The organism is Paenibacillus eucommiae, assembly GCF_017874215.1.
Lineage (GTDB): Bacteria > Bacillota > Bacilli > Paenibacillales > NBRC-103111 > Paenibacillus_AI > Paenibacillus_AI eucommiae.
The window spans coordinates 46,286-69,842 of record NZ_JAGGLB010000004.1; the positions used below are offsets into that span (position 1 = coordinate 46,286).

17 protein-coding genes are annotated in these 23,557 nt (G+C 46.3%); 1 reads left to right on the forward strand and 16 read right to left on the reverse strand.

What is annotated here, in order from left to right:
• Positions 1–22: 22 nt before the first annotated feature.
• The 15 genes from J2Z66_RS08225 to J2Z66_RS08295 all read right to left on the reverse strand — a co-directional run bounded on the left by J2Z66_RS08225 (position 23) and on the right by J2Z66_RS08295 (position 20,217).
• Positions 23–1,237, reverse strand: coding sequence for a sialidase family protein (locus tag J2Z66_RS08225; protein WP_209970911.1), 1,215 nt, complete (start codon positions 1,235–1,237; stop codon positions 23–25).
• 33 nt (positions 1,238–1,270) lie between these two features.
• Complete coding sequence (locus tag J2Z66_RS08230; RefSeq protein WP_209970912.1) at positions 1,271–2,809, reverse strand: glycoside hydrolase family protein; 1,539 nt, start codon at positions 2,807–2,809, stop codon at positions 1,271–1,273.
• A 58-nt stretch (positions 2,810–2,867) separates the two neighbouring features.
• Entirely contained in the window at positions 2,868–4,457 is a 1,590-nt protein-coding gene (locus tag J2Z66_RS08235) for a hypothetical protein (RefSeq protein WP_209970913.1), read from the reverse strand.
• A gap of 89 nt (positions 4,458–4,546) precedes the next feature.
• Positions 4,547–6,112: a type 2 periplasmic-binding domain-containing protein gene (locus J2Z66_RS08240; RefSeq protein WP_209970914.1), complete on the reverse strand. Its 1,566-nt coding sequence runs from the start codon at positions 6,110–6,112 to the stop codon at positions 4,547–4,549.
• Positions 6,113–6,924: 812 nt separating this feature from the next.
• Positions 6,925–8,388, reverse strand: a complete 1,464-nt coding sequence (locus J2Z66_RS08245; protein ID WP_209970915.1) for a hypothetical protein — start codon at positions 8,386–8,388, stop codon at positions 6,925–6,927.
• A gap of 20 nt (positions 8,389–8,408) precedes the next feature.
• Positions 8,409–8,864 (reverse strand): NanQ anomerase/TabA/YiaL family protein, encoded by a 456-nt coding sequence (locus tag J2Z66_RS08250; RefSeq protein WP_209970916.1) that lies wholly within the window; start codon positions 8,862–8,864, stop codon positions 8,409–8,411.
• Positions 8,861–10,564: an SGNH/GDSL hydrolase family protein gene (locus tag J2Z66_RS08255; RefSeq protein ID WP_209970917.1), complete on the reverse strand. Its 1,704-nt coding sequence runs from the start codon at positions 10,562–10,564 to the stop codon at positions 8,861–8,863. The genes J2Z66_RS08250 and J2Z66_RS08255 overlap by 4 nt, the downstream gene beginning before the upstream one ends.
• Positions 10,565–10,625: 61 nt before the next feature.
• The gene (locus J2Z66_RS08260; RefSeq protein WP_209970918.1) at positions 10,626–11,636 is read right to left on the reverse strand and encodes a D-2-hydroxyacid dehydrogenase; all 1,011 of its coding nucleotides are present in this window, start codon (positions 11,634–11,636) and stop codon (positions 10,626–10,628) included.
• A gap of 30 nt (positions 11,637–11,666) precedes the next feature.
• Complete coding sequence (locus J2Z66_RS08265) at positions 11,667–12,881, reverse strand: mandelate racemase/muconate lactonizing enzyme family protein (protein WP_209970919.1); 1,215 nt, start codon at positions 12,879–12,881, stop codon at positions 11,667–11,669.
• A 25-nt stretch (positions 12,882–12,906) separates the two neighbouring features.
• Entirely contained in the window at positions 12,907–13,725 is an 819-nt protein-coding gene (locus J2Z66_RS08270; RefSeq protein WP_209970920.1) for an alpha/beta hydrolase family protein, read from the reverse strand.
• A 14-nt stretch (positions 13,726–13,739) separates the two neighbouring features.
• Positions 13,740–14,615, reverse strand: coding sequence for a carbohydrate ABC transporter permease (locus J2Z66_RS08275; RefSeq protein ID WP_209970921.1), 876 nt, complete (start codon positions 14,613–14,615; stop codon positions 13,740–13,742).
• Between the two features lie 12 nt (positions 14,616–14,627).
• Positions 14,628–15,590 carry an ABC transporter permease gene (locus tag J2Z66_RS08280; protein ID WP_209970922.1) on the reverse strand — a complete coding sequence of 321 codons (963 nt, stop codon included), beginning with the start codon at positions 15,588–15,590 and terminating at the stop codon, positions 14,628–14,630.
• A 251-nt stretch (positions 15,591–15,841) separates the two neighbouring features.
• Complete coding sequence (locus J2Z66_RS43765; RefSeq protein WP_209970923.1) at positions 15,842–17,449, reverse strand: response regulator transcription factor; 1,608 nt, start codon at positions 17,447–17,449, stop codon at positions 15,842–15,844.
• 3 nt (positions 17,450–17,452) lie between these two features.
• Positions 17,453–19,228: a cache domain-containing sensor histidine kinase gene (locus tag J2Z66_RS08290; RefSeq protein ID WP_209970924.1), complete on the reverse strand. Its 1,776-nt coding sequence runs from the start codon at positions 19,226–19,228 to the stop codon at positions 17,453–17,455.
• A 110-nt stretch (positions 19,229–19,338) separates the two neighbouring features.
• On the reverse strand, positions 19,339–20,217 hold the full coding sequence (locus tag J2Z66_RS08295) for a helix-turn-helix transcriptional regulator (RefSeq protein ID WP_209970925.1): 879 nt from the start codon (positions 20,215–20,217) through the stop codon (positions 19,339–19,341).
• Between the two features lie 221 nt (positions 20,218–20,438).
• Here J2Z66_RS08295 and J2Z66_RS08300 point away from each other — a divergent pair, with 221 nt between their 5' ends.
• On the forward strand, positions 20,439–21,254 hold the full coding sequence (locus tag J2Z66_RS08300; RefSeq protein WP_209970926.1) for a phytanoyl-CoA dioxygenase family protein: 816 nt from the start codon (positions 20,439–20,441) through the stop codon (positions 21,252–21,254).
• Positions 21,255–21,411: 157 nt separating this feature from the next.
• Here the strand turns inward: J2Z66_RS08300 and J2Z66_RS08305 are convergent, their stop codons facing one another.
• Positions 21,412–23,463 (reverse strand): putative phage tail protein, encoded by a 2,052-nt coding sequence (locus J2Z66_RS08305; protein ID WP_209970927.1) that lies wholly within the window; start codon positions 23,461–23,463, stop codon positions 21,412–21,414.
• Between the last annotated feature and the right edge of the window lie 94 nt (positions 23,464–23,557).

Here is a 23,557-nt window from a genome sequence, read left to right on the forward strand (position 1 = left end):
TTCACACCTTCCTGATTTTTTATTATGACAAGGTCCCGCCTTGCCGTACACGAACCCATTCAATTCCCGTATGATCCGAATGTGTACCCGCATAATAAAAGACGAGCACATCTCCATTATTCAAGACGGACGTTACAGGAAGACCTACGGAAAACTTCCCCATTTCTGCCCAAGCGTCCTGCATGGACGTTCGGTTTACATGCTCCTGCGCTTGTTCCGGTTCATATAAAATGACTTCACTATCATCAGGCCACGCCACTCCGTTATCGTCACTGATTCGCAGTTTAATGGTTGGAGCTGCAGTACGATCGACATACACCATGGCAATCCTGCCATCCGGCAACGCTGCAGGCGGAGCCGGTTGTCCCGGCACACCGATATCCCGATAATCCGACCAGGTATATCCATCATCGGTAGACGTCCTTGCATGTACGTTCAAATAGGCTGCCGTGACGGTATCATAGGTCCAAAACAAATTGAGTAACGTCCCATCCGCTAATACTCCAGGACGCTGATCCCAATAAAAGATCCGGTTGGCCGGATCGCTGCTGACGATAACATGCTCCGGCCAGCTGCTGCCCCCATCTTTGGAAAACAACAGCACTGAAGAGTGCCGCCATGCCTCCAGATCGTCATAATGCTTGTTTAATTCGAACTGGCAAGCCAAAGCGCCACTGGTCAATCGTAAAATTGGGCCGGTAAGCGGCACAGGAACAGAAAAAGGAGAAGTATCCATGAGCTCGGGCTCTGTCCAATGTTCCCCCCTGTCGCTCGATCTGGAAAGCATAATTTTCGTATCCAGCAAACCTTCCGTTTCCTCATTAAAAAAAGGCAGCTCTGGATCGGAATGATCCACCCAACAAAGTACGGCGATACATTCCTGCTCTCCAAGTGCAGTAAGATAAGCGCAGCGCAGCAGCCCCGGCTTGCCTCCAACTAGCGGGGGAGCAAAAGGACGAATCGGTTCGCTCCAGGAAAGCCCCTCATCGTCCGACCAGGTTAACAAGACATGCTGGCCGCTTGTTGCCACCTTCCTCGGCGCAGCACGGAAGGTGCAAATCCAGCGCCCGCCAGGCAAGACGCAAATCCCGGGGGATCCGCAGCTCTGCTGCGCAGAATTTTCCGCGCCCTTATACACGATGCCCTTTGCGGCAATTTTCACTATAATACCTCCATCCAGTTCAAGCTGCAGGAGAGCAACCTCCGGTTGAACCCCTGCACATACTTGTTCGTACATGCTTCTTCATGCATGTTTGTTCTTTTTAATTGCTCATCTTTTCTTTAGGTATACCGCATACAGCTTAGGATCTTGATCATCCGTTTTTTCCAAATGAATACGGATTCGAACCGTCTCTCCGGCCAATTGGCGCAAAGAAGCGTGATTCCATTTCACTACACAATCGAGCCCATTTGCGGTTTCCACATATCCGCTGCTTGCATGGGCAAACTGTGGATGCAGTTGAAACCTTTCGTCCGATATTTCCACCCGCATTCCTTGCGCGCCGTCCGCATTCAAGATGATATCGAAATCTTCATCAGGCCATACAAGCGGGACAGACCAGAGCGATCCTTTCGTTTCATTCGGATACAGCCCTACCGCTCCCCAGCGGTCCCGTGGTAAAGTAGCCAAGGCAATTTCCGCGTATTCCTTTTGAGCTTCCGTACCGCTATTCAGCCAGCGACCGTGATAAATAAGAGTTTCATCCCCAACGTTAATAATCCCGTTCGCCTGGCACAGCACTACAGTGTAAGACTTTTTCACATCTGGTGCTATGGGGGAATCCTCTGTACTCATGTATACGAATTCCTTGATCGGCTCATGAAAACGGACCCCGTCATTGCTAATTACCAAGCCAAAATCACCCGAGATTTTCCCGAACTCTTCATGGTTATACCAAATACAATACAAGCCAACTGCCGTGGTGCTGTATAGAATGGGGGCTGTCCCCAGATGAACCTGCGTATATTCTTTTTCAACGCCACGTTTCTCCCGCTCAAGGGGTTCGGGCAAGGTAAACGACTCTGCAGTTTCCTCCAGCCAGTTTTCAAAATCCGTAGACATATACACATACCCTTGCCTGCCGCCAAGGCTTCCGCCTTCTCCCCGATTCCAGTGACTGTTCTTGTGGCCATTGATCATGTATACACCACGATACTTGTAGAAAGAAGCATGCTCGACAAACTCAAGAATCGGGTTTCTTGGCCCAACAGTCCAATCAATTCCGTTAGGACTTGTAGCCGTCCTCATCGTCCCCCAGTGATTCGTAGGTTCCGTATGCAGAAAGTATTGGTACACCATCTTATACCTGCGCTGTGGATCAGGATCCTCCTCATCCTTAATGATGGTTGGACAATGAACGATGGCATCCGGTAAATAAATAGCATTGTTATTGCTGCTGCCTTTATACTTCAATTTCCCTAGATTGGGCTTAACCCAGTTGATTCCATCGTCACTTTCGGCGTAACAGATAGGTCCCATGGCGATCTCACTATATCGCTTCTTCGCTTCTGCAAGCTCTTCTGCCTCCAGATCAGGGTTATAATCCACAGTCATACCCAGGTACCACATTCGATATTTCCCTTCATCATAAAGCACCGTACCGTAAAAATGTGACGCCAGCGAGTCCGGAGCATCCGGATTATCACTTGGCCGGATAACCGGCTGCCCGTGAACGTTAGGCTTCGAGTAGTACACACACAGATTTTTTCTAAGTGGAAATAAACCGCCGTCGATTGGAAATAAGACTGGATTGTCATCCACCTTAGTTCCTATTGTGGGGAAGTAAAATGTTGAAGGCTTGGTAGACATTTGAATCCTCTTTTCTATATAATATGTGTATTAGATATATGGATGGACAAGTCCGTGCTCATGATTTTTTGGTCTTTTTCAAATATAAAGCATAAATTCTTGGTTCCGAATTATTCGTCCTTTCAAGATGAAGCCGTAGTCGGATAGACTGACCTGCTAATTTCCGCAATGACCCTTGGGGCCATGTTACAGGGCATTCAAACCCATTATCCAACTCCAGGAAACCGCTGTTCGCTCCGGAAAACTGAGGAATTAAATGAAATTTCTCGTCACTGATTTCAACACGCATTCCCTGTGCTCCCTCTGCATTAAGGAGGAGCTCCCAGTCTTCATCGGGCACAATCATCGTCACCGACCAAAGTGAACCTTTCGCTTCTTCGGGATAGAGCCCCAAGGCTCCCCAACGATCTCGCGGTATGGAGGCAAAGGCAATTTCACCATAGTAGCCGGTTTTCTCCTCATAAGGAAACGTTCCTACATTACGCCAACGCCCATGATAAATCCGGGTTTCATCCCCAACGTTTAGAAATCCATTGGACTGCAACAATACAGTTGGGAAATGTTTATTTGCTATAGGGGTGACAGGTGAATCTTCCTTCCCCAAATAAATATGCCCCTTATAAGGCTCATGGAATCGGATACCGTCATTGCTGACGACAATACCTAAATCACCGGAAATCTTGGAAAAATCCTCATTATTGTGCCACATGCAGTAGAGTCCAATAGCGGTCGTATTATACACAGCAGCAGCAGTTCCCAAATGCATCTGATCATAAGACTTGTAGACCCCACGCTGCTTCGGATCATGAGGTTCAGGCAGTGCAAACGACTCTGCCGATTCCTCCAGCCAATTCTCAAAATCACTTGAGATAAATACATACCCTTGTCTGCCGCTGTGACTCCCTCCTTCTCCTCTGTTCCAATGACTGTTCTTATGTGTATTGACAATATATAAATCATTAAATTTATAAAAAGCCGCATGCTCCACAAACTCAAATACTTTTTCTCTCGGTCCTGCGACCCAATCGATTCCATTTGGACTGGTTGCTGTACGCATAGTACCCCAGCCTTGGGCATGATCTGTATGCAAGAAATATTGATATACCATCTTGTACCGCCGGTTCGGATCTGGATCGTCTTCATCTTTAATGATCGTAGGACAATGCACAATAGCATCCGGTAAATTCAAGGCGTTATTGTCCATACTCCCTTTAAACTGCAGTTGTCTCAGATTAGGCTTCACCCAATGAATGCCATCCTCACTCTCGGCATAACAAATGGGTCCCATGACAACGACATCTAGATTACTTGCTTTAGCAGCATTCAAATCTTCAATGGGCATATCCGGGTTCAACCCCAGGCTTAGTCCGCAATACCATATTCTATATTTCCCCTCATCGAAGAGCACCGTACCGTAAAACATAGCTGCTGATGCATCCGGAGCATTGACCTGTTCACTTGGACGAATGACGGGTTCATGATGAACCTTTGGTTTCGTATAGTACAGACATAAATTCTTTCTAAATGGCAGTAATCCATTGTCGATGGCAAATAATACGGCATTGTCGTTTACGTGCTTTCCAATGCCGGGAAAATAAAATGCGGATTGCTCTGTCTTGGGCATATGGATCCTCTTTTCATCCTTCATCCTCTAATCATCCTCGTAAATCAACCATTCATGGTAATAAAGTGGAAATGACTACAAATGACTACAATTGACTACAAGACTATAAATGACTACTTGAGACGTTCTGCAATGAGAGCTCCCTTTTCCTCTATGACCTTGTTCATGCCGATTTTTTTCCACGTCTCCAAAAACTCATCCCAATAACTGACTGGCTTGGCCCCGGTAATAATCGCGATTCTCGCTTCATCAGCAGCCGAATTCACATCATTCATAACATCGGCGCTCTTCAGCGTTCCGTCGGCAACTCTCGCTTTCAACTCGTTTGAAATGTAACGCGGATTGATTTTATTAGCTGCTATGTCATCCATGATGTTATAGTACCATTGCAAATAAGGCGCTTCGGCCGTATCTTGTCTTTCCAAATAGTTGTAAACGTCAAGCATCTCGAAAGTACCTCCAACGAATTTGGTACCCGCATCAGGAAGCGCCTTAGTGATCCCCTTTTCTTTGTCGACATAATCCCAATGAACACCCGGGATACCAAATCGGCTAACGATCATATTTTCAAGGTCTTCGCATAACCAATCCAGAAACTTGATAACGCCAATGGCATTTTTTGAATTCACGCTGATGCTTACTACGTTGGAAGGAGATGCAACCTGCATATAGCCATGATCGAATTTCCCTTTGAGCGGTTGTATAGTTGCAAACTCAGCGTCAGGGTATTTCTCGGAAAAAGGTTCCGCACGGAAAGCTCCCGAATACCAGCCCATGTTCGCTCCAATCTTATTAGCATCGATCAATTGAGGATGAACCTGAAAGTAGTTGCCGATAAAATTTTCCGGGTGGATAATGCCCTTTTTAAACCACGAGTTAAGTGTCGCCAGCATTGTTTTATATTCCGGATGCATTTCGGGCGGCAAGTACTTGCCTTCCTCGTTCTTCCACCAGGAGTACCCCTCTGGAAGAAAAGCTCCTGCTAAACTCCAATCGAATCTTTCATGTGTAGTAAGCCCCTTTACTAGAAGCGGACTTGTTTTGTAGGCCTCCTTGAATTTCAGCATGACACTTTCAAATTCCTCAATTGTCGTTGGAACAGCCAGGTTTTGTTCCTTCAACCAGTCCTTGCGGATTTGAACAGTATGCGGCATTGGAAAGGATTCGACGGGAATGCCGTGTATCTCCCCTTTTTCATCTGTCACCCAGCTCCAGAGCTCCGGATTAATACGTTTTTTCAAATTTGGTCCATACTCATCGATAAGTTTACTTAAAGGCATTAAGGAACCGCTCGCCAAATCGCTATAATACATATTAAGCGGCCGTGTTTGCGCATCCACCTCTTCACCCGAAGCGATCATTAATGCAAACTTATCCACGGATCCATCGGTCCACAATGGTTCCAGCTTGACTCCGGACTTCTCCTTGATATAGTCGATAACCAAGTCATTGTCCGTATTCTTGCTGTACCCTTGTCCGATAATGACCTTAATGGCGCCAAAGTCTTTCGGTCCTTCAGTAGTCGGCTGTGCTGTCTGTTTGTCTGGTTGGTTTTCATTCGGCGATGAGGTCGCACCTGGAGTGTTTTTGTTTTCAGGGGTATTACTGCTGCAACCGATTACAACCATCATGAACCCAATCAGCAGTGACCCTACTAACTTACCTTTCAATTTCCACACATCTTTTCCCCCTATCATGATTTTTACACCGAGTACTGCTCTTCCCTGTGTATAAATGAAGTATATTGTTTGAAAAGTCCGTGCTCCATGAACTATTTTGTTATTTCATAACATGCTCTGTTCCACGTTGAGAAAAACACCTTGTGACGTCCTTTGAGGGGCGTATTCGAGACTTAGGTGCGTTGCGGAGGGAATGGCTGTGGGCTCCAGCCGCTGTTAAAGATTTGTTCCCTTGAATGGAATATAGATGAGGAGGTAGGAACAAATCTTTAAAGGCGACCGCTACCGCTCTTCCGCCCACAGCCACTTCCTCTTCTCAGCTACAATCGCACGAATCGCTCGAACACCAAGCTCAAACGAACAGCCCGCAAAGGTTTTTCTTTTGATTAAAAGGATTTCCTGGCGGGCGCAGGCGCTGGGAATGAAGAGGGCGCCCAGCTAAGAAGAAGGAGCTGCTGCTTTAACGATGTTTTTCATCGCTAAAAGCACCAGACGAATCCAGATCCTTACTTTAACGATGAAAAACATCGTTAAAGTCCATTTAACCACCCCAGAGAGGCCATCCGTTCACTTTTAACGATGAAAATCATCATTAACGTGACGGATTGACTTCAAAAGCTTGCTTTAGCGATGAAAAACATCGTTAAAAAAGTGAAAAAGCTAGGGGGCACGGAAAAATGACTGCGGTGGTGTTGATGGTGACGGTGACGATAGTAGTGATGATAGTAGTGACGGTAGTAGTGACGATGCTGCGATAACGATATACTTGACTACTTATTCGACATGCGTGGCCTCTGACCTTCACCTCTACGCTAGGGTGCAGCCACAGTACGTAAGGCATATAAATTCGCATCCCTGAGCACAAAGCGCATTTTTACCGGTTTGCCTTGCAGAGTAGATATGTCATTCCCATCTTTCCATTGAACGACTCCGTCAAGCTCATCTCCATAGAGAATGACCATGTCGGCGAGGGTGTAACCGGGAAGGGGAGAACCCCACTCATCCTGCAGTTCAACTTGAATCGAACCTGCTGCCGAAGTGGCGTAGTTAAGAACAAGCTGGCTGCCTATAAAAATGAGCGGGCGTGTGGTGAATTCGCCGCTGCTGGCGCCGGCATACACCGATGCGAAGCCATGCCTTCTCACTGAGATGCGCCGCAAACGGTTACAGTTCCAGCTGTAATGCTCGGATACATAGAGGGAAAACTCCTCCGGGTTCAACTGCACGATGCCCGTTGCCACCATGTTGCTGCGCTGCGTCCAATTCTGAGGATCGAGCCCCGGACGGCACCATGCCTCCTGAAAAGAGCAATCCCAATGAATCCCATCCCGGCTTGTCCTGAATACTGTATCAGAAATCCCATCATACGGATGGGCGTTGATCTTCTTTCTCTCCTCAAAGAAACGATTCGGAAAAGACAAATACATATGCTCTGCTCCTGGACACAGCGCAGTTGCATTCGTATACAAATGCTCCACGGGAATATGATCGGCGTATACATTCGGCTGAAACCCTGTCCATTCTATGAAATCTTTAGAAACTGAGCTTTGAATCGAACGGACACCGTTGTCTGAAAAATAGCGGGAATAACAACGATAGGAGCCGATTCCAGGATCCCAGAAGGCAATATTCTGCGAGTCAAAAGCCCCTTTCGTCATGATCGGCTCTTGCCGCATTCTCTTCCAGTTCATTCCGTCTTCCGACGAGAACGCGTATAACACTCCGTTATTCTGAAATGCATTCTCTGCCGTTCCCGCTACAGTTCCTCCACCCAAAGCTTTATAAAGGCCATCTGTTGAACATGGATTGAAATCCTTGAAAGGCGAGAAATTATGCGCCTCTACGCCCCTCCAAGTGATATTATTTGCCCATGATCCCTCGAACTCATACAGTCCCAAATCTGGACGGGTAAAATGAATGCCATCTAAGCTTTCACCATAGCAATTAACCTGCAGTTCACTGGCATCGTCCGCAGGACAATAGCCGCGATAGTACAGGCGGATTTTCCCGCTCTCCTGCAGCACCGAATAATATCCGCTTTCCGGCCCCTCCCAGGACTGGTCAAGTACCAGAACAATTTCCTTCTTTATCGGCGGAGTCATGACCAGCGAAACTCCCCGCTTGGCCTCAATCAACCATTCATCCACGAACATCTCGATCCGCGAACCTATGTGAACAGCTTGTTTGTCTTGTTTGTCCACCAGTTCGCCTTCCAATTCGTCATCCAGTTCGTCTTCCCGTTTGTCCACCATCGACCTGTTCGACCTAATTGCCATACAAATTGCCACCTCCAAATTCAAGCTGATTCAATCAGTACCTTAACCACAACTTTCTTAAATGGTTTTCCCTCCACGGCGCTAAGTCCAGGCATATGGACGTCTTCAGGATAAAAGATGGCAAATGAGCCTTCCTGCAGCTCGAAAAAACTCCCATTTCCTTTTAGCAGCAAGTAATCCTCCTCCTGATCGTAAGGCTGAGTGACAGCCATTTGGGATAAATGAGCATACCCTAAACGCTCCGCTCCCTCAAAAATATAGTGCACATCGATGTATCTCTGGTGAGCTTCCCAGTATTCCAAGCTATTGGCGGGATTATCATTGTGTTGAACGAGCGCATATACGCTATTACCATCTATATCGTATCGGCCCGGCTCCCTGGAATAAGCATCTTTTTTCAAAAAATCCAAAGCTGTTGCCAGTCTTTCACCTAGTTCGGTGTACAACCCAGCGTTAGCAATATGATCAAGTATCATGCTTCTCTCACTCCTTCTAACCACTGTATAAAAGCGCTCGCCATCAATTGATCCCACTGTGTGCCTTCGATTGCAGAGCTGGAATAAGGATGATTGATCATATTTTCTTTCAATTCGGTCAGGAAATATATGCCCCATTGATCTAGCTGGCAAAAATGGTCGTACATCCCGATAAAAACGGCTTGATGGTCGCGTGCAACCTGGCGGTGAAGCTCGTATACCCGTTCAAAGTCCCGGGGGTTGTAGCAAGGAATATACATCGGATTGCCACCGTTTCCGGCCATGATGACGATTACTGCTTCCGGATAATGCAGCTTCACATATTCAACAATGCCAGTCATCGCTTCGTTTATTTTTCCACTTTCACTGCCCGTATCATTAATCAAATATTCTACAAACACGAAATCGAAATGAGTGACTAACGATTGCATCCGCTGGGTGTGCGAGTAACCATAGACAGATGAATATCCGCCATCCGAAGCGTTGGTTGTGAAAATCTTTTTGCCTGGATATAGACGGTGCAAGTGCTTGGCGATAAGAAGCGGCCAGTCCCCTCCGTTAGTCGTACTTTCACCAATAAAACACATCTGAATTTCTTGCTTCTGATCAAGCGCAGGCAGCCACTCTGGATGTACCGCGTTATTGGCTTCAATTGTGATGTTTTTGAGCGATTCCTGTCTGCTTCCGGTTGTAAAGCGCAAATCCATAATATGAGGAGGCGTCGTATTTACCGTAACCCGGTTTAATTGCGGGTAATCCTCAAGCAGCTGCTGCCAGGGAAGGCGTACATTCCAATATACCGGCTTCCCGTCTCCCCTCAGGCATGGAACATCCAACTCTCCGTTCTCCAGCACGGTCTGCGTAATACTATCTCGCTTCGTACTATCCCGTTTCGGACCACAGTCGGCTGACGCGTCAGCAAGAGCGTATTCACATAACTCAGAATGGATGACTACCTCAAGATCATTGGACTTCTGCCTGGAAATGGCATAGCTTCTAGGCTGATAATCAAGATGGCGGCTTTGCAAATCGAATGCAGCCAAGCCTGCTGTCTTGCCATCACTTGGATTCGATTCAATTTGCAGCGTACATGTCCGCTCATAAACCGCATCTGCCCCCCAAGAGACGAATATCGAAGCGAGGGCAAGACCGTCACCAGGTAGCTCAGGAGGGTCAGGCAGCAGCAGACCTGTTTCTTCCATTCTTCGCCAATCGCCTTCTATCAGCCTGATTTTGCCACTTCCGTCCACATAAACAAGATGATAGCGGCATGTGTAAATATCATAGTCGAGCAGGACCGGATCGCCTGTTTTCAACTTGCCGCCCGGCTTCACCTTAATTGAACCCCAGTAATCGTCACTGACGTAATCCTGATCCTTTGTGTATATAAGCTTACGGTCCACCGAATACACCTTAAGCGTTCCCGGCACCCGCATTTGATACAGCTTGAAATTGGAGCCCCGCCTTCCACTGCCGTCCCATCCGCAAGGGGAAACAGACCCTTCACTTTCCAGCGTATAATACTGATCGTGTAACGATAAACGCGGCGACGCCGGAAGCGGCAGCGATGCTATTCCTTCCGTAGTAACGATCTTTCCGTCAACCTCGATACACCCGGGTGCCACGGTTACGGCCATGCTGGCCGGATTTGTTGCTGCTACCTTTAGCCCATCAATCCACTTTACTACCACCGCACTCATCCCTTTCATCATCCTTATAGTTCGATAGTTCAATTGTTCAATATTTCAACAGTTCATAAGTTCAATCGCCCTGCAATTGACGTTCCGAAAGCTCGTTTAACAACGGCTCGTCATTCATAAATCTTTGTATATTTTCCCCAAAAATACCCCATATCCGTTCGAGGAAATGTGTGCTTTCTGAAGAACCGGATATGTGCGGCGTCATAATCACATTCGGAAACTCCCACAAGGGATGATCCTCTGGCATCGGATAGTAATAATGGGTATCCAGTGCCGCCCCCGCAATCCACTGCCCGGATAACGCTTGTAGTAACGCCTGCTCATTAATAATGGGGCCACGAGCCGGGTTTAGCACAAATGCGGTTGCAGGCAGCGCTTGCAGCTCTTCTTTCCCGATCATACCTTCTGTATGCTTCGTTAAGGGCACGGCGATAATCAAATAGTCCAAATTCCGTAAAAATTCCTTTTCCTGCCCTGTAGTAAAAACGCTGTCAGGCAGTACACCAAGCGGATCTCCCGTTCCTGGAACGCGATAAATATGGTTGCGTTCCTTGATCCCTTCCCTAACGAAAACCTGCACATGGACCCCCAGCGCTTTGAGCAGACGCGTGGTCTCCCTTCCGATGCCTCCATAGCCCCATATGCCGACCCTTGTTCCCCTGATCTCCGTTTGAAAACGGGCGGAACGATCCCACACCTTATTTTCCTGATTCCGGTACATCCCCTTCATATTGCGGGCTAATTGGATCATCATGGAGACGTTCCACTCTGAAATCGGAACATCAAATACGCCTTGGGCGTTGCTGGCACGGACTCCTTGCTCAAGCATACCAATGCCGAGGAGCTGATTGTAGCCGACCGAGCTGATCTGGACCCATTGCAACGATTCAAGATCATGAAAATTATCAGGCGGCGTGCTGCAAAATAAAATATGCTGATCCCGCATCATATCCTTCGGGAGGCTGTCCGGGTCTTCACGAAAGGGTACCCATGTAACGTTGATGCCCTGTATGCTTTTCAGCTTTTCCATTCGTTCCGGCTGAGCCGGCATATTGATAAGCACATTGATCATAGCTGCTTCCCCCATTTTGCTTTCAAAGCTTTATGTCATTAATCTTTTACCCGGTACATCATTAAACTCTCCGCTGCCGGGAATGAAAGGATATTTATTTTTGATTGCATCGGTTAATACAATGCCTAAACCCGGACGTTGAGGCGGCAGTACTTTCCCATTCACCATTCGAAATGAATCCTGTACGATCTCACTATGCAAGCCTGCGTAATCGGGTGGGATTTCCAGCAATAACGTATTGCTGCAAGCAAATCCGAAATGAATATTTTGCATCAAGGAGCCTCCGGCCCCCCAGCTGTGGGTAGCGATTGTCCTGTTCTTCGCTTCCAGCATTCCGGCAATTTCCATACAGGTGCCAAGTCCTCCAGTGAAGGAAGCATCGGGCTGACCAATATCAAAGCAATCCTGATCAATGTATGTTTTCCATTCCCCGCTTCCTGTCAGGCACTCTCCTCCAGCTATGGGAACTGAGGTGCTTTTGCAAAGCTCCGTGTAAGAAGCGGCGTCTGTATAATGCAATGGTTCTTCAAAAAACAGCAGATTATAGGGCTCTAACGCCTTCAATACGATTTTGGCCGTATCCAGTCCCCAAGTGTTTGTCGGGCTGTTCCCCATGTGGCCGTCCATCATGATCTGGACTTCACCACCGACATGATTCCGGATATACTCCATTTTTGCCGCTTCAAATGCTGCGATTTCGTGGCTTGACTCAGGCATGAACCATCCCTTGTTAACATCAAAACTGCCAGCCCCTACCTTGATTCCTTTAAAACCTAGAGATAAATAATGATCCAGCTTCGCCCCCAATCTCTCCAGCGGGTAATTGCTTGGCCCTCCCGTGGCATAGCAAGGCAGCTCCTGATGCTTGAGTCCCCCGAGGAGTTCATACACTGGCAGTCCCTTTGCTTTTCCTTGCAAATCCCATAGTGCAGCTTCGATGCCATTGAGAACTGACAAGCCCAGCCCAACCCTGCACCAAAAGTTGCCGCAATGAAACATCCGGCGCCATAACAAGGGTATGTCTTCAATGGACTGCCCAATAAGAATTGGTTTGAAAAATTCGACGATTGACGGTACACTTTCCGGAAAAAAATATCCGATATACGTTTCACCCAAGCCTGTTAGCTCCGTGTTCGTGTGTATTTCAATAAAAGCAGCGCTTCGCAAAGTACGGCATTCCAAAATAAACGGATCATTCGTACATGGCCCTGTCAATAAAATCGTCCGAACATCAGTAATGATCAAATGCTGCTCCCTCCTTGTTCTGATCCTATGATTTTAGCTGCTCACCCTGATCACTCTGAATACTGGACTGCAATAGAAATTCCGCACCCTTTTCATACCACGAGGTTCCCATTGTATGTCCTTCGTCATCTGTGCAGTAGAAATCTATCTGGGCGTCTTTTTGAGTATCCATTTCGCCCGAATGTTGAGTTCGCTCCGCTAGCTGCAGAGCAAATTTACAACAGCTCCATGTATTCACACGTGTATCATGATTTCCTATTGCAATAAATACCGGCTTATTTATCATTCCATCGATATAATGAGACAAGCGCAGCCGATTTACTAATTCTGTACTCTGGATAGCTGAGAATTCAGCAAGATCATTCCAATCGGTCACAGGTGCAAATGCTCCGCCTTTCACAACTCTTGCATCAGCAGCTAATAATCGCAATGCCATATAGCCGCCCCGGGAAGTACCACTGACGATAATATGGCCTGGCTTCACCAGCTTTTCTTCAATGACTTTATCGATAATGGAGCCTGCCTCTTCCAGAAACGAGAGAAACGGATCCCGCTCCTCCTGAACAGCTTGGCTAAAACCGTGAAGCCCTTCTTCTCCAAGCTCGTTCAAGCGTGCGCCATGACCCGGCAAATCAAAGCTAATGGCATAATGACCGTGCTGAACGAATTTTTGGGCAACAAGACAGAAGGGTTCTTGACAAAGAGAAGTGTTCCAGTCCATCGCAAACGTCAGTAATACATATGGATTTTCATGGATACGCTCCTTATCCGGGCTCATCAAATAATAAGGCAGCGTTCGATTTCCCGTTTGTACAGCATGTTCAGTTACAGATTCGGATCTCAAAGCTTTACCGCCTTTCAACCTTTGATCGCACCAACCATAATGCCCTTCACGAAATATTTCTGCGCAAAAGGGTACACGAGCACAATGGGCAGCGTCGTTACAAGCAGTGCAGCGTTCTTAATGGCTTCCGGGGTTAAGGATCGTTCCGTACCAGTTCCCGTCAATTGCCCCATATTTACATTTTCCATAATAAGCCGCCGCAAAAAAAGCTGAAGCGGAAATTTATCCGGGGAGCGCATGTACATAATGGCATCGATCCAAGAATTCCAGTGACCGATCGCATAGAACAAGCCAATTGTAGCCAGTGCCGGCAGCGATAACGGAAGTATAATGCGGAACAGGATGGTCAGGTCGGGTGCCCCGTCAATTCTTGCGGATTCTTCCAAGGACTCTGGAATGGACATGAAGAAGTTTCTCATCAGCAGGATGTACCACGCACTTACAAGGCTAGGCAATATATAGACCCAGTAACTATCAATCAGCTTGAGGGATGCAGTCAGCAGGTAACTGGGAATGAGCCCACCGCTGAACAGTATCGTTATGACAATGTAAAACACCATTTGATTCCGGCCGGGCAAATATTTTTTGGACAACGGATAAGCAATCAGCACCGTTACCAGGAGATTCAAAGCGGTGCCGATCACTGTACGGCCAAAGCTGACCACAAATGCTCTCACAAGTCCGGAGCCTTCAGAAAAAATGCTTCTATAGGCTTCAAATGTGATGGGATTGCCATCAGCAAACATATAGTTGATATTGGTCTGATTAGTGATAGAGACAAGAGCTACGTATATAAAGGGACCTATGATACTGAGCATCAGTATGACCATCAAGCCATAATTAACATAGTCGAATGCCCTTTCCGACGTGCTCATTCGTTGATAACGCATGGTATTCCTCCTCTACCACAAGCTTCCGGAACCGAATCTTCTAGCGATTTTATTGGTAGCAATAATCAAGAGAAGGGCAATTACCGATTTGGTTAATCCTATCGCTGTACCGAAACCATAGTTTAATCGAACTAATCCTTCTCTGAACACATAAGTATCGATAACATCAGACACATCATAAACCACTGGAGAATACAGCAAATAAATTTGTTCGAAGCCTGCGTTCAAAATGCCCGCTATATTAAGAATAAAGACAATGATGATCATATCTTTAATAGACGGTATCGTGATGTACATGATTTTTTGAAATCTGTTCGCCCCGTCTATCGTAGCGGCTTCATACATCTCCTCGTCAACACCAGCGATCGCCGCCAAGAAAATAATGCTGCTGTAACCAACAGTTTTCCAGATTTCGCTGATCACCAATATCGTACGGAAATACGTACTCGATCCCAACACATACACAGGCTCAATATGAAGAAGATTAAAAAACCACTCCAGGAGACCAGTTGACGGTGACAAGATAATGAACATCAAGCTTGATACAACTACCCAAGACAGGAAATGGGGAAGGTACGATACAGTTTGGGCAATTCTTTTAAACACACTGGATCTGATTTCGTTTAGCAATAATGCCAATATAATCGGGGCGGGAAAGCCAAAAAGCAGCTTGTAACCGCTTATAATAAGGGTATTGAAAAATACTCTTGTGAAATAGTAAGATTCAAAAAACTTTTGAAAATGAGCAAAGCCCACCCAATTTCCAAAAAAAATGCCAGCAATGCCTTGGACGGGTTTGTATTCTTTAAAAGCAAGCAGGATGCCGACGAAGGGAATGTAGTGAAAGACAAAAAAGTAAAGGAGTGCGGGAAGCGACATCAAATAAAATACTTTATATTTCAGCAGGTTGTATACAAAGCCTTTTTTCGTTTTAGTACTATAAGGCGGAATCGCCATCGTTTGATTCTTCATCATTGGGTTATCCACCTTTCCCCACCTTTTGTTGATAATAAAACACGATTAGCTCCACACCGATTTTTTCACGTTTTCAGACATCAATTACTCTTGCTACACTTGATACACTCGTTCCACCTCTTCCCCCTGCCATTTTCACAATATCGGGTGCGGGGCGCTGCCTTCCTCATCCATGCTTTTATTGTAATAACCAGGCGGGGGGCATGCCATGAACTGTTTTGTCATTTCTTGAACTGTCTTGTTATTTCCGATTATTTATTCATAAAGCTCTTCGGGCTTTTGCCTGTTACTTCTTTGAAAGAGCGGCTAAAATGCTCTGTGCTTGTGTACCCTACCTTCTCAGCTATCTCATAAATTTTCAAATGGGTTGTATCCAAATATTCCTTGGCTTTTTCAATGCGAACCTTCACCAAAAACCTCATAAACCTTTCACCTGTTTGCTCCGAGAATAAGCGGCTTAAATGACTTTCACTGACTTGCAGACTTTGAGCTACCTTCGATAAAGTAATCTGCTCCCCATAGTTCCCATAAATATACTGCTTCGCCTGTTTGACCAGGTAACTCTCTCCGTTGTTCTCCTCACAAATCATCTGTAAAATCCGTCTTAACCACTCATTCAATTCGTTCAATGTGCCGTAAGTTTGCAATCGTTTATAATACGCTTCGAACACTTCCATCATCTGCATAAGGATTTGCTTCTTCAAGCTATGGTCATAAAGAACGCTGGCATATACGCCGTAAATCAGCTTAATTTGTTTGAAATCATTAGGATCAGACGTAGTGCTGGTAATTAAAAGTTGTTGAAGCATAGCCTCAAGCTGCTCTTCAAGCGGGTTCTCCAGAAAACCCCTTAATATATGGCTTCCCTTCTCCACCTTATCGTCCAGACGATCCATCTGGTGGGTTACGACCTCGTCAAAGAAAGTAATTGTACTCTTTCCCTTCACAAACTTATATTCCACCGCCTGGCTCGCTTGCTTGTACATATGAATCATATGACGGAATCCCCTCAAGGAAACGTCGCTGATTCCACTTGAAACGGTGACATTCAAATATTGCACCAGCACATGATGGATACGCTTATGTAAATGCCACAGCGTTTCTTTGATTAACTTACTGCTTGGTATCTCATTAAATGAAAAAATAATCACATACTCGCCAGGATGATTGGAGAAAACGTCGCCGATTCTATCTTCGTTCAAAATTTCCTCGATAATGTTCAGCATGGAAAATAACAGCAGCTGTAAGCTATCATCGCCATATTTACGCTCCAGAATATCGAAATCCTCAATTTGAAGTATGCTCATATATAAATTTTTTGGCTTCAGCAGCAAGCCCAATTGGTCAATTTCAAAATCAAGCTTCTCATCATTCAGACTTCTCCCCCAAATTAATTCCTTGAAAAAAGCTGCCCGCAAGCTGGCTTTGTTTTGAGTGACCAGCTTTTGCAATTTTACATGCTGATTCGTTTTTATCCGATAGTCTGTAATATGCTCCTTTACCTTGGCAAACAGCTGCTTAAGCTGCTCGGGATTCATTTCTGTCTTCAGGATATAATCATAAATCCCATAGTTATAAGCCTCCTTGACCAAATGAAAATCATCATAGGAGCTCAGAACAACAATCACGATATCGGACTGATCTGCTCTAACTTCTCTAATCAGCTGCAGTCCATCCATAACAGGCATTCGGATATCTGTCACAATAATGTCAGCCTCAAGGCTTTTGATTTGATCCCAGGCATCCTTCCCATTGCTAAACTCACCCACAAATCGAAATCCGTGTGCGTCCCAATCCAGAAACGATTTAAACGCAATCCGCACCAGCGGCTCATCATCTACAAGTATCACATTTAGCACCGGTTATTCCCCTCCCCGCTCTTCTTCACGAAACAAAGGCAGCCGCACTTTGACCTGCGTCCCCTCTCCCATCACACTCTGCACTTCTACTCCATAACCAGCGCCGTAGCTGATCCGGATCCGGTCATTGACGTTCTTAACCCCGATACTGACATACGAGTTTGTATGCTCTTTTTTCGTAAATAGCTGCTGAATGTCCTCCTCAGACATGCCAACACCGTTGTCTTCCAGGCTGAACGTTATATGATCCGGCTCAAGGATGCCTCTAATGACCAGATGGCCTTTGCCGCTTTTGGGTTCAAGTCCATGAAAGATAGAGTTTTCAATTAATGGCTGCAGAATAAAGTTCGGCATCAGGCAATCCATCATCCGCTCATCAACCAAATACTCCACTTCAATGCTATCGTTGTACCTGACCTGTTGAATATGTATATAGTCTTTAATATTTTCAAGCTCAACAGCTACAGCTACCCTATCTCCCTGTTTGCCGATCGTATTACGCAGCAATCTAATCAGTGCTTCAGTCATCATCGTTACATTATTGGCCTTGGAAAGCATCGCCATCAGCCTGATCGTATTTAATGTATTGTATAAAAAGTGCGGGTTAACCTGGTATTGCAATGCCCTCAATTCTTCCTTCTTCTTTTCCCGTTCCTGCTCGATCGTTCGTTCAAACAGTTCCTTGATCCGCTTCACCATTTTATTAAAATGATTTTTTATCTGACTGATTTCATCCTGCGTAGTTACCTGCAAGGCCGTTTCAAAGTTTCCATTCTCTACTTCCTTCATCGCCTTGTTCAACTGCAGCAGCGGCTTCACGAATCTCTTCGAAAGAAACAGGGAAACCGTACAGATGCCAATTAAACAAGCCAGACATACTATGGCGGTCAAAAAAACAATATATTTAATCTGCCCGGTAACATAAGTGTAGGGAACTGATTCTATGACCCACCAGTTTTTATTTTTAATATGATAATAAGAAATCAGCGATTTCTGGTTGTTATAATCTTGTTCCAGGACGCCTTCATCATTTTTCAGCGCTTGCCCGATATAGCTCTCGCCGCTTAAATCCTTGTCTATTAGCGACTTGTCTGTGTGTGAGACAATCCTTCCGTTATCGTCAACAATAAAAATCTCACTGCTTTTATCCGTATGAAAATTGGCGTAGCTATCGGAAAAGATTTCTTCCGAAAAAGTAACGTACAGCTTGCCTATAGAAAGCAACGGCTTCTTATTCCTCAAATCCTTAAGCACCCGGGAAACTGCGAACAAAGACAAATCGCGTCCATTACTATCGCTGATTCTCTTGCTTCCCTCCCACTGCACGGAGCCGTCCATGATCATTGCATTTTCCAGTCCATTTGTTTTTTTGTACAGATCGACATTGTTGGAAGCTTCATTCCGATAAACGTATTCCCCTCCATTCATGGAAAATATGTTGGCAGAAACAAAGTAGCGCTCGCCATAAAAATAATAGGAAAAGATACTGTTCAATTCCTTGTATACCGCATAGAGCTCTGTGCTATCATCCAGCTTCTTCTCTGCCAGCAACTTCTGGATCCTTTCATTGGTGAATATAAGATACGTATATTTATCCAGCTTTTCAATCCTGTTCTCCACGTTATTGCCAATTTGCTTCACGGTGTTGGACATGACGTTGTTGGTGTTTTTTTTAAGCGTTTTCACAGAAAGCATGTAGGAAAACAAACCAAGCACAAGCAAGGAAATGACACTAATCAATAACAAATACATCAGCAATCGAAACCGAATGCTCTTCATATCATTTCCATAACGGCAGTACATTTCCGGCCTGTCCGCATCCCGTTTCCTCCTTAATCGTTCTTCTATATTACCTGTATCATGTCTATAAACGATTGTCCAGCATTTTCCTATTTGGGGTCTATGGATGAGCTGCCCTGCTGTCTGAATTCGCTTGGCGTGAGACCTGTTTCATTTTTGAAATTGTAACTGAAATAATGAATGCTTGTATAACCCAGCCGCTCCGCGATAGCCTCGATCTTGTCTCCCTTCAGAAGCGCCTGCTTGGCCTGCGAAATTCTCTCCATCATCATATACTGTTTGGGCGATCTGCCGATCTCCTCCTTGAAAATTTTACTGAAATGAATAGGATGATAGCCGCATAGCTCTGCAAGCTCAGCTACAGCCCAATTTCTTTCCGGCTGACTGCGCATGGCTTGCAGGGCAGGACCGATTTTATGGACAGATAGGGGCTGCACTTTCCTTAACATACTTCTTACTATGCAGGTAATAATCTCCATTTGTAAGGCTCTCAGCATGACGGTATACCCGGGCTGCTCCATCCTGTATTCTCTAACCAGCTGCATCAGAACAGGCTCCAGTCCCGCTGCTGTGAAATGATGAGGAATACAGACTTCACCATGTCCAGGAATGTCCAGCGAATAAGAGTCTGCCTGCTTAAGCATATCGTCCAGCCCTCCGTACCTAATTCGGTAAGCCGGATGGACCGGTTCCTCTGCTGCTGCATGCCAGTCAAAGTGCACACTGAAATAGTCAGTCTCGTTAATCGTCCGAAGCTGATGAGCACTTTCCGGTCCATATAAAACACATTCCCCAGGCCGGATGCTGTAACTGTCAGGACCAAGCTGCAGGGCTGCCTCACCCGAAACTACATAGAAGAACTGCCAATCCGGGATTAGCCGGATCCCCCAGTCCGTATCCGCCGCGACCGTTGTCCGGCTGGCAAAGTTGATCATCGGGGTTAAACCCGATAGAAGCCCTATTTTCATCTTCGTGCCCCCTATTTAGCTGCTCAAGCTTTTCAAGCTTTTCAAGCTTCTTAAGCTTTCCTTTCTTATCAAGCTTCCGAAGCGTATGGATCTTCTGAATCCTCTGATTCTTGGAAAAGTGCAACCTGTTGTTTGTTTTCTACACATACATAAGTTCAATCCTTGGCTATGATGAGAGTAATTCATTTAATCATAACATTTGAAATGAGAGGTGCAACAATATGTTGAATGCTTCACAGTTAGCGGAGTTTGAGCTGAATGGATTTTTGAAGGGAGACGTAGTGCTTGGGGACGATGAAGTTGCCAGGCTGCAAGAGGAGCTTGAGCTGGTCATGACAGGAAATTCTGTCAAAAAACCTGTGCTCAATCATAATATGGCGGAAGGCAAGCTCTATGATGACATGAAAATGACAGTTAACGAAAAAGTCGTGCAAATCGTCAACATATGGATGGCTAGCGACGTCTATTTCCAGCATGCTTCTCATCCGGTTATTTGTGAAGAAATTGCCCAGCTGTGCAAAACCGATACGGTCCGCATCTGGCATGACCAAATCCAATATAAGCCACCTCTTTCCGGCGGGCCCACGGGCTGGCATCAGGATCATCCGCTCTGGCCGATCATTCAGCCTGCGGACTTGGTCAGTGCATGGGTCGCACTGGATGATGCTGTCATCGAGAATGGATGCATGTGGATGGTGCCCGGCAGCCATAAATGGGGCAATCACCAGAAGTATTTAGGCCAGACCGCAGATTTCAAGCCAGTGCACAAAGATCCTTCCTTATTGCCTGAAGGTGCTGTGGTTGAAGCGATCCCCTTTGAAATCAAAAAAGGCCAGGTCGGTTATCATCACAGTCTGACCTGGCACGGCAGTCCTCATAACCGCTCCGACATGAAGCGGCGGGCGATAGCTGTTCATTATATGCCGGGGCATACGCGTTACGAGCCAGCCGCTGGCCACGCGATGCTCTCCTATGTAGATGTAAATCCGGGAGATATTCTGAGCGGAGTTCATTTCCCTGTTGTTTATTCCAAATAAGCGTGTCGTGAGTAAGTGACCGATCTATCTGTTCGGCAAGTATTTCCTGGGTATAACGCCGAGTTCGCCCGAATACGTTACTCGATTGCTTATCGAAACTGACCGAATACGCAGCCTCCCGGAATTCCTCATTCCGGAAGGCTGCGGCCTGACGGCCTTATGCCATCAATCCTGCATTTCTTAGTTTTGACAGAAGAGCATTGAAGTCATTTTTTAAGGTATCAACATCTGCTGCCGTACTGTCGTTTTGCGCGGCGGCTTTTTGCGAAAGCAGACTAACCATGATATTTTTCGCCGCTATTTCCCAATAGCATAAAAACACTGCCGGTCCGCCAAAACCGCTGAACGATGCGCTGGATGCCCCATTTACTTTCCAGCCAGAAGGCGGGTTAAACGTAAACGCCCCGGTCGGCGCGCCATTCGTGCCGGTTCCTATGAAACCGATCATGGCATCGTCAACACCCTTGTATTTATTTGCAGTTTCTGCATTCAGCAAGTTGATCGTCCAGGCATTTTTCTTATATAACCGGGGCACGACGCTTGTTGGTGAAATCGTTATCGAGGCGCCTCCCAAATCCTGGTTTCTGCTTCTTCCCTTATAGTACGCGCCATCCAGCATATTATCGATAGAGTTTGGCATGTAAAAGCGCTTCCAACCGAGTGTATCCGCAAACGCGCCATAATCGCCGGTTCGATTGTTTGGCGCTATTCGCTCGCAATTGATGAACGGCTCCCCGTTCAACGAACCGTACCGGTTCAAAATCTGGCACGAACCCGACCCTATAAATACGATGTTTCGATAAACCGCTTCTGTGTAAAATCCGATGTAGGCGCTCGTTTGCGGGGACACGGATGAACCCGAATACCCGACAACAGAACCAATACCGCAAAATTGCGTCGTGATGGAAGTCGCATTTATCCCGTATAAAGCGGCATCAAGCACACCCGTACCGCATCGAATGGCGTCAATCAAACCGATTTTGGTCGGTCCGGCATTTGGTCCTACACTGAACAAAGCGCCGCCGAAAATAAATTTAACGGCTCCGCTTGTCGGTTCTGCGGTTTCCATCCACGGGAATAGCGCAACCGTTTTGTTTGTAAAATCAGTTGCTTCGACTTTGTAGGTGATCCCATTAATAACAGCAAAAACAGGATTTGTTATGAGGTTACTATCATACGGAAGCCCGGAAACCGTGATGGTTGTTCGTTGGTTGGCCGTTCCGGACGTACCGGTATGAACAGGATTGGAGTACGTATAGGACGTATTGTTATTCGACCACGGCGCGATTTGACTGCAACCGCAATCCCTCGCCAAAATACTGTCAATCTCGGCGCAAGTGTTGTTGTGATAGGCGGGCGATTGAACCGGAATGCCGATTAAGCCGTTTTCATCCGTTACAATGCCGAAATACTTCATTAGACTTGTTTTTATTTTCGGCAGCTTTGAGCTTTGCACCCCGTTTAGTACAACGCCATACTCAACCGTCATCGTGCTAAACGTACTACTCGTACCCGTCCCGACAACTTCAATCGCTCCCGAGCTGACAACCTTTGAACCTCGCAAAGCGAGCATGTAACGCATAGCATTCAAGGCTTTTAATTTCAGATCCCAATAAATAGACGCTTGTCCGGTACAGTCAAAATCCAGCGGTCTGCTAATCGTAAAGTTGCCGACAACCCGGATTTGCGTCTTGCCATTATCCGTCTTCACAAAATCCGCGAAGCGGTCAAGCGCATCGCTTGCATCCGTGTTATCTACCGCTCCCGCGTGATAAGGAGTAATGACTTCATCAGCCGCCCGCAGCCATCTTCCTGTAATTGCACCCGATGGCGCGAAAACGGTAACACCATTATCTGTCACAGTGCTGGCCGCGTCCCACGCAAACATACCGCCGCCTGCATGATTTCCAGCGTAATAAGACTTTACATAGATACAATCACAATCCTCCGGACTCGCGATCGCTACCATATCCGCGATGCTTTCCAGGCAAGCGGGCTCCCAGCCCGGCTCCCCATAAACCGCTTCCGTAACCGATGGGTGGGAAGACGCTCTTCCCCAAGCGGCAGACCCGGAAAACGCGATTGCGGCGCCCGCTATGCCTAAGGAGGCTAGCAGTTTCCGGCGCGTCATCTTGCCGTTCATTTCCATTGCATCTTCAGAAGAGTGTTCTTGCCCGTTCGCATAGTCTGGTATCCGATTATCCGTCATATCGAAGCCTCCCTAAAAATCCTATAATTTTTCGCCAACCGAAATCGCTTAAAACAGGTCTAACGAGGATAACAACTTTCTTCATAGAAGACCT

What these genes read in the sequence shown, in the direction of transcription:
- J2Z66_RS08225 (WP_209970911.1), bottom strand. Translation starts at nt 1,237, where the DNA reads ATGTACGAACAAGTATGTGCAGGGGTTCAACCGGAGGTTGCTCTCCTG.
- J2Z66_RS08230 (WP_209970912.1), bottom strand. Translation starts at nt 2,809, where the DNA reads ATGTCTACCAAGCCTTCAACATTTTACTTCCCCACAATAGGAACTAAG.
- J2Z66_RS08235 (WP_209970913.1), bottom strand. Translation starts at nt 4,457, where the DNA reads ATGAAGGATGAAAAGAGGATCCATATGCCCAAGACAGAGCAATCCGCA.
- J2Z66_RS08245 (WP_209970915.1), bottom strand. Translation starts at nt 8,388, where the DNA reads ATGGCAATTAGGTCGAACAGGTCGATGGTGGACAAACGGGAAGACGAA.
- J2Z66_RS08250 (WP_209970916.1), bottom strand. Translation starts at nt 8,864, where the DNA reads ATGATACTTGATCATATTGCTAACGCTGGGTTGTACACCGAACTAGGT.
- J2Z66_RS08255 (WP_209970917.1), bottom strand. Translation starts at nt 10,564, where the DNA reads ATGAGTGCGGTGGTAGTAAAGTGGATTGATGGGCTAAAGGTAGCAGCA.
- J2Z66_RS08260 (WP_209970918.1), bottom strand. Translation starts at nt 11,636, where the DNA reads ATGATCAATGTGCTTATCAATATGCCGGCTCAGCCGGAACGAATGGAA.
- J2Z66_RS08275 (WP_209970921.1), bottom strand. Translation starts at nt 14,615, where the DNA reads ATGCGTTATCAACGAATGAGCACGTCGGAAAGGGCATTCGACTATGTT.
- J2Z66_RS08280 (WP_209970922.1), bottom strand. Translation starts at nt 15,590, where the DNA reads ATGATGAAGAATCAAACGATGGCGATTCCGCCTTATAGTACTAAAACG.
- J2Z66_RS08290 (WP_209970924.1), bottom strand. Translation starts at nt 19,228, where the DNA reads ATGAAGAGCATTCGGTTTCGATTGCTGATGTATTTGTTATTGATTAGT.
- J2Z66_RS08295 (WP_209970925.1), bottom strand. Translation starts at nt 20,217, where the DNA reads ATGAAAATAGGGCTTCTATCGGGTTTAACCCCGATGATCAACTTTGCC.
- J2Z66_RS08300 (WP_209970926.1), top strand. Translation starts at nt 20,439, where the DNA reads ATGTTGAATGCTTCACAGTTAGCGGAGTTTGAGCTGAATGGATTTTTG.
- J2Z66_RS08305 (WP_209970927.1), bottom strand. Translation starts at nt 23,463, where the DNA reads ATGACGGATAATCGGATACCAGACTATGCGAACGGGCAAGAACACTCT.